11 protein-coding genes are annotated in these 11,423 nt (G+C 73.0%); 6 read left to right on the forward strand and 5 right to left on the reverse strand.

Annotated elements, in window-relative coordinates:
* Nucleotides 1-128 precede the first annotated feature (128 nt).
* The 3 genes from thiE to ABZ937_RS32040 all read left to right on the forward strand — a co-directional run bounded on the left by thiE (nt 129) and on the right by ABZ937_RS32040 (nt 2,776).
* Entirely contained in the window at nt 129-776 is a 648-nt protein-coding gene (gene thiE, locus ABZ937_RS32030; RefSeq protein ID WP_361696943.1) for a thiamine phosphate synthase, read from the forward strand.
* A 99-nt stretch (nt 777-875) separates the two neighbouring features.
* Complete coding sequence (gene metF / locus ABZ937_RS32035) at nt 876-1,799, forward strand: methylenetetrahydrofolate reductase [NAD(P)H] (protein ID WP_361696854.1); 924 nt, start codon at nt 876-878, stop codon at nt 1,797-1,799.
* A gap of 56 nt (nt 1,800-1,855) precedes the next feature.
* Entirely contained in the window at nt 1,856-2,776 is a 921-nt protein-coding gene (locus ABZ937_RS32040) for a hypothetical protein (RefSeq protein WP_361696856.1), read from the forward strand.
* Between the two features lie 31 nt (nt 2,777-2,807).
* Here the strand turns inward: ABZ937_RS32040 and ABZ937_RS32045 are convergent, their stop codons facing one another.
* The 5 genes from ABZ937_RS32045 to ABZ937_RS32065 form a co-directional block, all read right to left on the reverse strand.
* A complete protein-coding gene (locus ABZ937_RS32045; protein WP_361696858.1) occupies nt 2,808-4,319 on the reverse strand; it encodes an NAD(P)/FAD-dependent oxidoreductase in 1,512 nt (503 codons plus the stop codon).
* 58 nt (nt 4,320-4,377) lie between these two features.
* Nucleotides 4,378-4,980, reverse strand: a complete 603-nt coding sequence (locus ABZ937_RS32050; RefSeq protein ID WP_361696860.1) for a DUF4126 domain-containing protein — start codon at nt 4,978-4,980, stop codon at nt 4,378-4,380.
* Between the two features lie 382 nt (nt 4,981-5,362).
* Nucleotides 5,363-5,992 (reverse strand): TetR/AcrR family transcriptional regulator, encoded by a 630-nt coding sequence (locus ABZ937_RS32055; protein ID WP_361696862.1) that lies wholly within the window; start codon nt 5,990-5,992, stop codon nt 5,363-5,365.
* A 47-nt stretch (nt 5,993-6,039) separates the two neighbouring features.
* The gene (locus ABZ937_RS32060; protein WP_361696864.1) at nt 6,040-8,124 is read right to left on the reverse strand and encodes a YhgE/Pip domain-containing protein; all 2,085 of its coding nucleotides are present in this window, start codon (nt 8,122-8,124) and stop codon (nt 6,040-6,042) included.
* Nucleotides 8,096-8,866 (reverse strand): ATP-binding cassette domain-containing protein, encoded by a 771-nt coding sequence (locus ABZ937_RS32065; protein ID WP_361696866.1) that lies wholly within the window; start codon nt 8,864-8,866, stop codon nt 8,096-8,098. Before ABZ937_RS32065 ends, ABZ937_RS32060 begins: the two co-directional genes overlap by 29 nt.
* A 162-nt stretch (nt 8,867-9,028) precedes the next feature.
* On the opposite strand from ABZ937_RS32065, the gene ABZ937_RS32070 reads away from it, so the two are divergent.
* The 3 genes from ABZ937_RS32070 (at nt 9,029) to ABZ937_RS32080 (ending at nt 11,291) form a co-directional block, all read left to right on the forward strand.
* Nucleotides 9,029-9,595 (forward strand): SAV_6107 family HEPN domain-containing protein, encoded by a 567-nt coding sequence (locus ABZ937_RS32070; protein WP_361696868.1) that lies wholly within the window; start codon nt 9,029-9,031, stop codon nt 9,593-9,595.
* A gap of 190 nt (nt 9,596-9,785) precedes the next feature.
* Entirely contained in the window at nt 9,786-10,613 is an 828-nt protein-coding gene (locus ABZ937_RS32075; RefSeq protein ID WP_361696870.1) for a methyltransferase, read from the forward strand.
* A 294-nt stretch (nt 10,614-10,907) separates the two neighbouring features.
* Nucleotides 10,908-11,291 carry a DUF3040 domain-containing protein gene (locus ABZ937_RS32080; RefSeq protein ID WP_361696872.1) on the forward strand — a complete coding sequence of 128 codons (384 nt, stop codon included), beginning with the start codon at nt 10,908-10,910 and terminating at the stop codon, nt 11,289-11,291.
* The last annotated feature ends 132 nt before the right edge of the window (nt 11,292-11,423 follow it).

Raw genomic sequence — 11,423 nt, forward strand, 5'->3', positions numbered from 1 at the left:
AGGGTGTGGCCGGCCTGCCTGACCTCCAGCCGGGCGAGTTCTTCGCGGTGTTCGTCGACGACGGCGGCGAAGCGGCGCAGCAGCCGGGCCCCGAACCATCAGGGGCACCGACCAGGGGGGACCCACGCATGTCCGACTCCGCCCGCGCCGCGCTCGCCGACGCCCGCCTGTACCTCTGCACGGACGCCCGCAGGCGCCAGGGCGACCTGCCCGAGTTCCTGGACGCGGTCCTGGCCGGCGGTGTCGACATCGTGCAGCTGCGGGACAAGGGCATGGAGGCCGCCGAGGAGCTGGAGCACCTGGAGGTCTTCGCCGACGCCTGCGCCCGGCACGGCAAGCTGCTCGCGGTCAACGACCGGGCCGATGTCGCCCATGCCGCCCGCGCCGGCGTGCTGCACCTCGGCCAGGGCGACCTGCCGGTCCCCGCGGCCCGCGCGATCCTCGGCGACGGCGTCCTGATCGGCCGCTCCACGCACGCCCCCGCGGAGGCCGACGCCGCCGCCGTCCAGGAGGGCGTGGACTACTTCTGCACCGGCCCCTGCTGGCCGACCCCCACCAAGCCCGGCCGCCACGCCCCGGGCCTCGACCTCGTCCGCCACACGGCGGCCCTCGGCACCGACCGCCCCTGGTTCGCCATCGGGGGCATCGACCTCGGCAACCTGGACCAGGTGCTGGACGCGGGTGCCCGCAGAGTGGTCGTCGTCCGCGCGATCACCGAGGCGGACGACCCGGGCGCGGCGGCGGCGGAGCTCGCGAAGCGGCTGCGGCAGGGCTGACGGACGGCTCGTGTCCAAAGGGTGGACAGGAAGCCGACAATTCGGGCAAATTTCCGACGTTCGGTTGGGGGACCGCCCACCCCTGGCTAACCTGCCCGTATGGCCCTCGGAACCGCATCGACCAGGACTGATCGCGCACGCACCGTGCGCGACATGCTCGCCACCGGCAAGACGACGTACTCGTTCGAGTTCTCGGCGCCGAAGACCCCCAAGGGCGAGCGGAACCTGTGGAGCGCGCTCCGGCGGGTCGAGGCGGTCGCCCCCGACTTCGTCTCCGTGACCTACGGCGCCGGCGGCTCCACCCGCGCGGGCACGGTCAAGGAGACCCAGCAGATCGTCGCGGACACCACGCTGACCCCGGTCGCCCACCTCACCGCGGTCGACCACTCCATCGCCGAACTGCGCAACATCATCGGCCAGTACGCGGACGCCGGCATCCGCAACATGCTCGCGGTGCGCGGCGACCCGCCCGGCGACCCCATGGGCACGTGGGTGCCGCACGCCCGGGGTCTGACCTACGCGGCCGAACTGGTCCGGCTCATCAAGGAGTCGGGCGACTTCTGCGTCGGCGTGGCCGCGTTCCCGGAGATGCACCCGCGCTCCACGGACTGGGACACCGACGTCGCCCACTTCGTGGACAAGTGCCGCGCGGGCGCCGACTACGCCATCACACAGATGTTCTTCCAGCCGGAGTCGTATCTTCGGCTGCGCGACCGGGTGGTGGCCGCGGGCTGTGACACCCCGGTGATCCCGGAGGTCCTGCCGGTCACCAGCGTGAAGATGCTGGAACGGTTGCCGAAGCTCAGCAACGCCCACTTCCCGGACGCCCTGAAAGAGCGGATCCTCACAGCGAAGGACGATCCGGCGGCGGTACGCTCCATCGGTATCGAGTTCGCCACGGAGTTCTGCGCTCGGCTGCTGGCCGAGGGAGTGCCCGGACTGCACTTCATCACGCTGAACAACTCCACGGCGACCCTGGAAATCTACGAGAACCTGGGCCTGCACCACCCCCCGCAGGCCTAGACCGGCCGCACCGCGATACGACACACTGCGTAGCGGTCATTGGGAGAGGGGCGTACATGGGCTGGACGGTCCTCTACATCGCGTTCGGCGTCGTCGCGCTGTGGTTGCTCGGCGAGGTACTGCTGCAGTACAAGGCACGGCTGCGCTGGCGGCTTCTGGCCTTCGCCGGCTTCCTCGGCGTCGTGGTGGGCGTGCTCATGCCGTCCGTCGTCGTGATCGGGGTGGGCGCGATCGCCTTCGCGATCGGCCAGACCTACGTCACGCTGTCGTTCCGCCGCGGCTTCGCCGCCGGCTGGGCGGTCAAGCGGCCCGAAGCCGAGGCCGGCGCGGGCAGCAAGCGCCGCCGCGGCAGGGCGGACCGGCACGAACCGGACGTCCAGGACACCGACCCGGAGTTCGCCGGGACCGCCGACGACCGGGACACCGGCCACGACGCCTACGGCCAGGGCCTGGCGCACGGCGACTACGACGACGACTACGACCGCGACGACGTCTTCACCCCGGCCGCCTCCCGCCCGGCGGCCGAGCCCGGCGCCGACGGGACCACCGCCGTCTACGAGCCGCAGCCCCTCCCCGAGGACACCGGCACCTACGGCGTCTACGGCGACACCGCCCCCGCACCCGCCGCCCAGCAGAGCCACGCCTACGACTACTCCGGCTATGCCCAGCAGGGCTACGGCTACGACACCGCGGGCCAGCAGAGCTACGCCAACTACTCCGACCCGTACATCGGCAACCAGTCCTACGGCTCCTACGACCAGGGGTACGGCCAGCAGTACGGCCAGCAGGGCTACGCCCAGGACCCGTACGCCACCGGCGGCTACGGCGAGACCCCGGCCGGCGGGGTGTGGGTGCCCCAGCAGCGCACCGACGAGGTCTACGGCGGCGAACTCCCGCAGGAGCAGCCGTACCCGCACCAGCAGGGCGGGCAGCAGCCGCAGCCCGGCGCCGGGTACGACGAGCAGTACCGTTTCTGAGCCGCCGGGTCCCTCGCCCGGGCCCGCCCGCTCACTGCGAGCCGCGGAACCCCGGCCCCTCCACGATCAGCCCCGCCACCAGCGCGCCCGACATGCCGGCGTGCGGGAGGCCGCCCCCCGGGTGGGACCAGCCGCCGACCCGGTACAGACCGGGCAGCCGCGTGGTGTTCGCCGGGTGCAGGAAGTGTCCCTGGCCGGCGGCGAGCGCGGGAGCGGGCACGGCACCGGACGGCGCGCCCGTCTCGTCCTCGCAGTCGCCGGGTGCCCGCACCTCGTGCCACAGCAGCCGCTCGCGCAGACCGGGTATCGCGCGCTCGGCGGCTTCGAGGAGGAGATCCGTGTACCGCCGGACCGTGCTCTCCTCGTCCCAGAGGGCGTCGGCCGGCACCACGGCGGACAGCACCGCGGACTCGTGCTCGCCGTCGGGCCGCAGCGCGGGGTCGTCGGGCCGCAGCACGGTCACCGTCGGCGACGGGGGCCGGTCGCCGCCCGGTGAGACCAGGAAGTCCAGCTCCGACTCGGGTGCCGCCGGATGGACGACCGTCCGGTGCGCGGCCCCCGGCTCCCGTGCGCCGCGCAGGGCGAGCAGCAGCGTGAACCGGGCGGGCGGGACGGCGCCCGGATCGGCCCGCACATCGCCCTCGTCGTCCAGCGGACGCTCCGTCAGCGCCCGCAGCCGTGCCGGGTGCACGTCCGCCACGACATGGTCCGCTTCGGCGACACGGCCCCCGGCCAGCTCCACCCCCGCGGCGCGGCCGTCCTTCTCCACGATCCGGGTGACCTCGGCGCCGAAGACGAACTCGACCTTGCGCAGGACGCACCGCTCGTACACCGCGCGCGCCAACTCCCGCATGCCGCCGCGCACATACCAGGTGCCGAAGGCGTGCTCCATGTACGGCAGCACGGCCGCGCTCGCCGGAGCGGTCCGGGGATCGAGGCCGTACGCGAGCGCGTGAGACTCCAGCAGGGCCGCCAGACGCTCGTCGCGCAGCTCCCAGGAGGCGATCTCGGCCAGGGTCCCGGCCCGGCGCGTGCGCAGCAGCCGCTTGTGCGGCACCGCCGGATACGGCTCCTTTTCGGCCAGCACCTGCCAGTTGGGCCACAGCGGCTCCTCCAGCAGCGGCCGGCGGGTGCGGTCCCATGCCTCGCGGGCCCGCACCAGGAAGTCGCCCCAGCGCCGGCCGGCCCCCGCGCCCAGCGCCTCGTCCAGGGCCGCGACGACACCCGAGCGGGAGGCGTTCGGCAGGGACACCTCGCTGCCGTCCGCGAAGACGTGCCGCGACGACGGGTCGACCTGGACCAGCTCGACGCAGTCCTCCAGCGGCTCCTTGCCGGTCTTGACGAACAGATCGCGGTACACCGCGGGCAGGGTCAGCAGGCCCGGGCCCGTGTCGAAGCGGAACCCGTCCCGCTCGAACCGGCGCACCGCACCGCCGTACGTCTCCGTACGCTCGTACACCACCACCCGGTGGCCCGCGACGGCCAGCCGGGCGGCAGCCGCCATCGCGCCCGTCCCGGCGCCGATCACCGCAATCCGTGCCATGCCTGCGACTTTATCGACCGCCACCGACAATCCGGCCGTCGGGCGGCCGCGGCACAGGTCAGGGGGCCCGTGAGGCCAGGCGCCGCTCTTCGCGCCGCTGGGCCCGGCGGCGCAGGAAGCGCCGGATGCGCGAGGCCAGGAACAGCAGTATCAGCAGTCCGGCGGCCAGCAGGACGGCCGCGACGACCGCCGCCGCTTCGGGGTGGAACATCGCGAACGCGACGACGCCGCCGACCCCGAGGTCCTCGGCGAGGCTCAGCACGATGTTGCTGAACGGCTCCGGCGAGGTGTTGACCGCCATCCGTGTCCCGGCCTTGACCGTGTGGCTGGCCAGCGCCGTCGAACCCCCGACCAGGCCGGCCGCCACATCGGAGAGCGAGCCGCTCTGCCCGGCGAGCAGTGCCCCCACCCAGGCCCCGGCGAGCGGACGGACCACCGTGTGCACCGAGTCCCACAGCGAGTCGACGTACGGGATCTTGTCGGCGACGGCCTCGCACAGGAACAGCACGCCCGCGACGATCAGCACCTCGGGGCGCTGCAACGTCTGCGGAATGTCGTCGCTCACCCCGGTCGCGCCGAACAGGCCGAGCAGCAGCACCACCGCGTAGGCGTTGATGCCGCTGGCCCAGCCGCTGGTGAAGACGAGAGGGAGTACGGACACGGACGCGATCGTAGCCAGGCGGCGGGCCTCAGGCGTGGGCACGCGCGCGGAGGGCTGAGTACGCGTACTCAGACGGCGAGATGAGTACGCGCGCGGATGGGCCGGGACCTCTGTGGACGAGAGAGTGGAGGCACGGCAAAGGGGCGCGGGCCCGGCACCGCCGACACGGGGCGGCGGTAACGGCGCCCGTCTCCTGGCCGCTCCTTCCGCCGATCCGTCGGCGGAAGCGAGACACGGGGGCCTCGGGGAAGACCACCACGGGGGTCCGCACGGGGGAAACCGTACGGGGGAGTACGGGAAGGAAGTACGGGGGAACACAGGGGGAGCACGGGGAAGGGGAAGGCGCCGGTCCGGGACGGACCGGCGCCTTCCTCGTGTGCTCTCAGACCCTGCCGCTGACCCGCCCCTGCAGCAGCCGGGACAGGGCCGCGTGGACGTCGTCCAGGGACCGCTCCGGCTGGAAGGCCTTCCAGTCCAGGGCGGCCACCAGGACCATGCCGACCAGCGCCGCAGCCGTCAGCTGGACGTCGATCTCGTCGCTGAACTCGCCGGCCGCCACGCCCTCGCGCAGCACCCCCTCCACCACCGCGACCGCCTCCTGCCGCACCACCATCAGGGTGGACTGCCAGGCCCGGTTGGTGCGCCACAGCTCCGCGACGTACAGCTGGGTGAAGGCCGGGTAGCGGTCGATGAAGACCAGGCCCGCGCGGATCATCGCGTCCAGCGCGTCCACCTTGCTGCCGCCCGTGCGTGCCGTCCCCTCGGCAGCCTCCTTCAGGGAGGCGGTGAGCAGGCCGACGCCGTGCCTCAGCAGCTCCTCGAAGAGAACGGACTTGCTCGCGAAGTTGTAGTAGACCGTGCCCTTCGCGACCCCGGCCCGCTCGGCGATCTCGTCCACCGTGGTCGCGGAGAAGCCCTGCTCGGCGATGAGCGTGACGGCCGCCTCGTAGAGCTTCTGCCGGGTGGCCTCGCGGCGCGTGCTGCCGCCGGCCTTGGCGCTGCTGCTTTCCATGGCCCCGATTCTCACAGGTACGCGCGCGTGCGCGTGCTCCCCCTGGATCACAGGCTCAGCTCCGGGTGCAGCCGGTCCAGTGTCCACACCTGGCGGCGGCGGGCAGCGAGGGCGGTCAGCGCGAGGGCGCCCGCGGTGAACGCGGCGAGCACACCGCACGCCTGCCACACCGGGCCGAGCCCGCCGCCCGTGATCAGCCGGCGCAGTGCCTCCACGATGTAGCTCATCGGCAGGAACGGGTGGAGGGCGTTGAAGAACCGGGGGCTGGTCTGCACCGGGTAGGTACCGCCCGCCGAGGTCAGCTGGAGCATCAGCAGCGCCAGCACGAGGATCCGGCCCGCCGCCCCGAAGCGGGCGTTCAGCCACTGCACGATCGCCCCGAAACACGCCGTGACCAGGCACAGGAAGCCGATCGTGCCGGCTGCCCGCAGCATCTGCAGACCGACCGCCCAGTGCAGTACGGCCATCAGGGCGCCCACCTGGAGCACGCCCACGGCGACCACCGGCAGCCAGCCGGCGAGCGCGATCCGCCAGGCGGGGGAGCCGGCGGCGAGGGCGCGCCGGTTGAGCGGCGGGATCAGCATGTAGGCCACCATCGCGCCGACCCACAGGGACAGCGGGATGAAGTAGGGAGCGAATCCGGTGCCGTAGTTGGGTGCCTTGTGCAGGTCGTGGGAGGCCAGCTGGACCGGGTCGGCCATCACGCCGGTGCGCCGGTCGCGGTCCCGCTTGTCGTAGTCCGGGATCCTGTCGGCGCCGGAGTGCAGCCCGCCGGCCAGCTTCCCGGAGCCGTCGGACAGCTTGTACAGGCCGCCGTTCAGGGTCTCGGCGCCCGACTTGGCGGTGCCGATGCCCTTGTCCAGGGTGACCGCGCCGGTCCGGGCGGTGCCGAGTCCGGTGTGCAGCTTCTCGGCGCCGGTGGCGACCTTGTGCGCGCCGGTGTTCAGCTTGTTGATCTTCTTGACGGCGTCCGTGACGTCCTCGGAGAGATGCGGTGCGCGCTCGGCGAGGGCGTCGGCCTGCTTCCGCAGCGTGCCGAGGTTGTCCCGCATCGTCTTCAGGTCGCCGTCCTGGTCCGCGATCAGGGTGTTGAGGTCGTCGGCGACGGTGGCCACCTCCGCGGCGGCCGTTTTGGCCCGCTTCAGCTCCGGGCACACCGGGTCGGGGACGGCCGCGGTCTCGCAGCGTGCCTTGTACACCTCGTCCAGCACGGCGGAGGACGCGTGAGCGGTCTTGGCGGCGCCCGGCGCGAGCTTCACCAGCACGTCGAGGTTGTCCTTGACCGCCTTGGCCGAGTCGGAGACCAGCTCGGCGGTGTCCCCGATGGTCTTCTCGTTGCTCTTCAGGAACGGGCCCGCCTTGGCGTAGGCCCCGTTGACCCGGTCGGCGAGCGCCTGGGTGCCGTCGGCGACCTGCCGCGAACCCTCCTGGAGGCCGCCGGCACCGCTGTTGAGCTTCTTCAGGCCCTTGGCCAGCTTGCCGCTGCCGCCCTTGGCGTCCTTCAGCCCGTCGGCGAGGTCCTTGGAGCCCTTCTCCGCCTTGCCGATGCCGCTGTTCAGCTTGTCCGCGCCCTCGGCCGCCGTGACGGTCTTGTCGTGGATGTCGGAGAAGGACACGAAGATCTTGTCCAGGAAGCCCCGGGAGGCCTTCGTGGACGCGGCCGTGCGGACCTCGTTGAAGACGGTGCGGGAGATCTGGCCGACGATGTAGTTGTTCGCGTCGTTGGTGCGCACCTGGAGGGCGCCGGTCTCCGGGGAGGCGCCCGAACTGGACGCGATGCGGCCGCTGAAGTCGGCCGGCATGGTCAGCGACAGGTAGTACGTGCCGTCCTCGACGCCCTCGCGGGCCTCCTCGTCGCTCACCTCGTGCCACTCGAAGGTCCGGCTGTCGCGCAGCCCGTCGACGATGTCGTCACCGGCGGTGATCTTCTTCCCGCCCGCCGTGGCGCCCTTGTCGTCGTTCACCAGGGCCACCGGGATACGGTCCAGACGGCCGTACGGGTCCCAGAAGGACCAGAGGTACAGGGCGCCGTAGAGCAGGGGCAGCACGAGCAGCGCGACCAGGGCGGCGCGCGGCAGCTTCCCGCGCCCGAAGCGCCTCAGCTCAAGCGCGGCCAGCCTCGGCGAGCGCATCGGCTTCCCCCTCCTTCTCCTTCTTCTCTCCGGGGTGCGTGGGCACGGGGACGCAGTCCTCGGGAGCGGTGCGGCACACGGCCACGACGGTCGTCCCCGCGCGCGTGAGGGACCGCAGCAGGTCCCAGATCCCGGCGCGCTCGGCGTCCGAGAGCTTCATGTCGACGTCGTCGACGCCGATCAGCCGGGGCCGCCCGAGCAGGGCCAGCGCGAGGGACAGACGCAGCTCCTGCGGCCGTTCCAGATCGCGTACGGCCGTCCGGGAGCCCTTCGGGAGGGTCTCCAGGTCCAGCCCGGCGGCGGCCAGCGCCGCGTCGACGCGCAGCCGGGCCTCGTGGACGCGCCGGGCCCCGGGGTGCAGCAGCTCGCGCAGGGAGTCGCCGAAGCGGCGCTGCAGCAGGGCCCGCTCGCGCAGGTGCTCCCCGACGGTCAGGGCCGGCTCCAGGTCGGTCACGCCGGTCACGTTGGCCACCGCGCTGACGCGGCGCAGGGCCGCCATGTGCCGGGGAAGTGTGAACCCGCCGACGGTGGCCACTCCTGTGGTGGGCTTCATCCGTCCCGTGAGCGCGAGCAGCAGACAGGTGCGGCCCGAGCCGGAGGGTCCCTCGATCGCGATCAGCGCACCGGGCTCCGCGTCGAGGGTGACGTCGCGGAAGGCCCACCCCCGTGGCCCTTTGAGTCCGAGGCCGTCGGCCTTGACGCGCGCGCCGTCCGTACGGTCCGTGCCGTCCGTGTCGTCCACGAGCCCCCCTGCGAGGCGAATTTGAACTGACTGGTCAGTTCAAAAATACGCCCGAACCTACGCTCGAAGCAAAAGCCCAGGTCAGAACGGATTGTCAGTGGCATACCTCACGATGGGCACATACGGCATTCGTGCCGTCACCCAGACGACAGGAGGTTCGTCATGGCCCACTCGTCCGCAGCCGCCGCCCGCCGGCGCCGCGCCACCGGCCCTGCCCCCTCACTGAACGGCCCGGCGAGCGACGTGCACCCCGTGCTCCGCCGGGCCACCGCCCCGCCCGCCGCCCTCGACCTGCTCGCCCAGGCCCGTGCCGGACTCGACGAGGCCGCCGTCCTGGAGACACCGAACGAGCGCTATGCGACGGCCCACCTCGCCGCCCTGCGCACCGCCGCCGCCGTGCTCGCCGCCCGCGGCCGGGCCGAGACCTCGCCCCGCCGCCGGGCCCGGATCCGCAGCGCGTGGGAGGTACTGCCCGAGATCGCCCCGGAACTGACCGAGTGGAGCGCGCTGTTCGCCTCCGGCGCCGCGCGCCGCGCCCGCGCGGAGGCGGGCATCCAGGGCGCGGCCGGCCAGCGGGACGCCGACGACCTCATACGGGACGTGGCGATGTTCCTCCGCATCGTGGAGCGGATGCTGGTCCTCCAGCCGGTCCTGCCCCAGCCCCGCCAGGACACCGACCCCGACGGGAACACCCCGGGAACGGGAGGCGACCTGCCGGACGCGAGCTGACCACGGCGCGCCCGCCGTCCCGCCCGCCGGGCCGGCCCCCGACGCCCGCCGGCTCCGCCCCGGCCGCGCCCGGACCGTCCGGCGGGCGGGACCCCCGTCGTCGCGCACCGCCGCGGTGACCAGGTGCGGTGTGGAGGCAATAGGGTGGAGGACGCCTGAAGCGTTCCGCCCTGCCGAGGAGTCAACTGCCGTGTCGGACCCGATGCGCCCGCCCGTCTCCCCTCACCAGCCCCCGACGACGCCGCCGCGCTCCGACCCTCCTCGTCCTCGCGCCTCGCTCCGTACCGCCGTGGTCTGGGAGGTCCTGCAGGACGCCCTCGACCGCCGGGTCAAGGCCACGGGCCGGGACGCGCTCGACGTCCTCGACACCGGAGGCGGCAGCGGCCACTTCGCCGTGCCCGTCGCCCGCCTCGGCCACCGCGTCACCGTGGTCGACCCCAGCCCCAACGCCCTGTTCGCGCTGGAGCGCCGCGCCGCCGAGGCCGGCGTCGCCGACCGGGTCAAGGGCGTCCAGGGCGACGCGCACGGCCTGTTCGACGTGGTCGAGCGCGGTGGCTACGACGCCGTCCTGTGCCACGGCGTCCTGGAGTACGTGGACGATCCGGCCGAGGGCGTGCGCAACGCGGTCGCCGCGCTGCGCTCCGAAGGCGTCCTCAGCCTGCTCGCCGCCGGCCTCGGCGGCGCCGTGCTCGCCCGCGCCCTCGCCGGCCACTTCACCGAGGCCCGGCAGGCGCTCCAGGACCCCGACGGCCGCTGGGGCAGCGGCGACCCGATGCCCCGCCGGTTCACCGCCGAGCAGCTCACCGCGCTGGTCGAGGGCGCCGGCCTGCGGGTCGGCGCGGTGCACGGCGTGCGCGTCTTCGCCGACCTCGTGCCCGGCGTCCTGGTGGACACCGAGCCCGGTGCCTTCGACGCCCTGCTGAAGCTGGAGGCCGCGGCGGCCGAGCTGCCCGCGTTCCACTCCGTCGCCACCCAGCTGCATGTGCTCGGTGAGACGACGGCTGCCACAGCGGCCTGAGCACCCCGAGGGCTCCGGGCGCACCACCGGGACAAGGCGCTGATCAGCGCCTTGGCCGCAGATGGAGTACGCCACAAGCCCCCCGATCGAGGGGTTTGCGCCGTATGATCGAGGTACACCGCCCGGCATGACGGGTCGGCAGCCGGGGAATGGAAGCCTCAGCGAGCCGGATGTTCATGGCGGACTCCGGTTGGCCAATTGGCGTAGAGGGGCGGGTTTCACGGGGGCGATTCCCTGCCTATCCTGAAGGGACCCCCCGGGTCGCCCCGGCGACTGCACGATGAGGAGGACTCCGTGCCGCTCTCTGAGCACGAGCAGCGAATGCTTGAGCAGATGGAGCGAGCGCTGTACGCCGAAGACCCCAAGTTCGCGTCGGCGCTTGAGGGAAACGGACTGCGGACGTACACCCGGCGGCGGGTCTACCAGGCGGTCGCAGGCTTCCTCGCGGGTATCGCGCTCCTCATGGCCGGAATGGTCGCGCAGCTGATCTGGGTCAGCGTGGTGGGTTTCCTCGTCATGCTGGGCTGTGCCGTCCTGGCCGTCACCGGTTGGCGCAAGGCCCCGAAGCCCGGCGAGCAGCCCCAGGGCGCCGCTCGCCGCCAGGCGCGGCCGAAGCGCTCCATGATGGACCGGATCGAGCAGCGCTGGCAGCGCCGCCGGGACGAGCAGGGTCACTGACCACTTCCGCGCCTCAGGCGCCGGGATCACCACAGACACATCCGAACAGACATCCGTGAGGGGCGGGCCCCCCCCGGGGGGGCGCCCCCACCCGGCGTAATACGGGAGAACGGCGCGGCCAGCAGCTCGGGC

The organism is Streptomyces sp. NPDC046727, assembly GCF_040645635.1.
Lineage (GTDB): Bacteria > Actinomycetota > Actinomycetes > Streptomycetales > Streptomycetaceae > Streptomyces.

Excerpts from the sequence above, each read along its gene's own strand:
- thiE (WP_361696943.1), top strand. The coding sequence starts at position 129 with ATGTCCGACTCCGCCCGCGCCGCGCTCGCCGACGCCCGCCTGTACCTC.
- metF (WP_361696854.1), top strand. The coding sequence starts at position 876 with ATGGCCCTCGGAACCGCATCGACCAGGACTGATCGCGCACGCACCGTG.
- ABZ937_RS32040 (WP_361696856.1), top strand. The coding sequence starts at position 1,856 with ATGGGCTGGACGGTCCTCTACATCGCGTTCGGCGTCGTCGCGCTGTGG.
- ABZ937_RS32045 (WP_361696858.1), bottom strand. The coding sequence starts at position 4,319 with ATGGCACGGATTGCGGTGATCGGCGCCGGGACGGGCGCGATGGCGGCT.
- ABZ937_RS32055 (WP_361696862.1), bottom strand. The coding sequence starts at position 5,992 with ATGGAAAGCAGCAGCGCCAAGGCCGGCGGCAGCACGCGCCGCGAGGCC.
- ABZ937_RS32060 (WP_361696864.1), bottom strand. The coding sequence starts at position 8,124 with ATGCGCTCGCCGAGGCTGGCCGCGCTTGAGCTGAGGCGCTTCGGGCGC.
- ABZ937_RS32070 (WP_361696868.1), top strand. The coding sequence starts at position 9,029 with ATGGCCCACTCGTCCGCAGCCGCCGCCCGCCGGCGCCGCGCCACCGGC.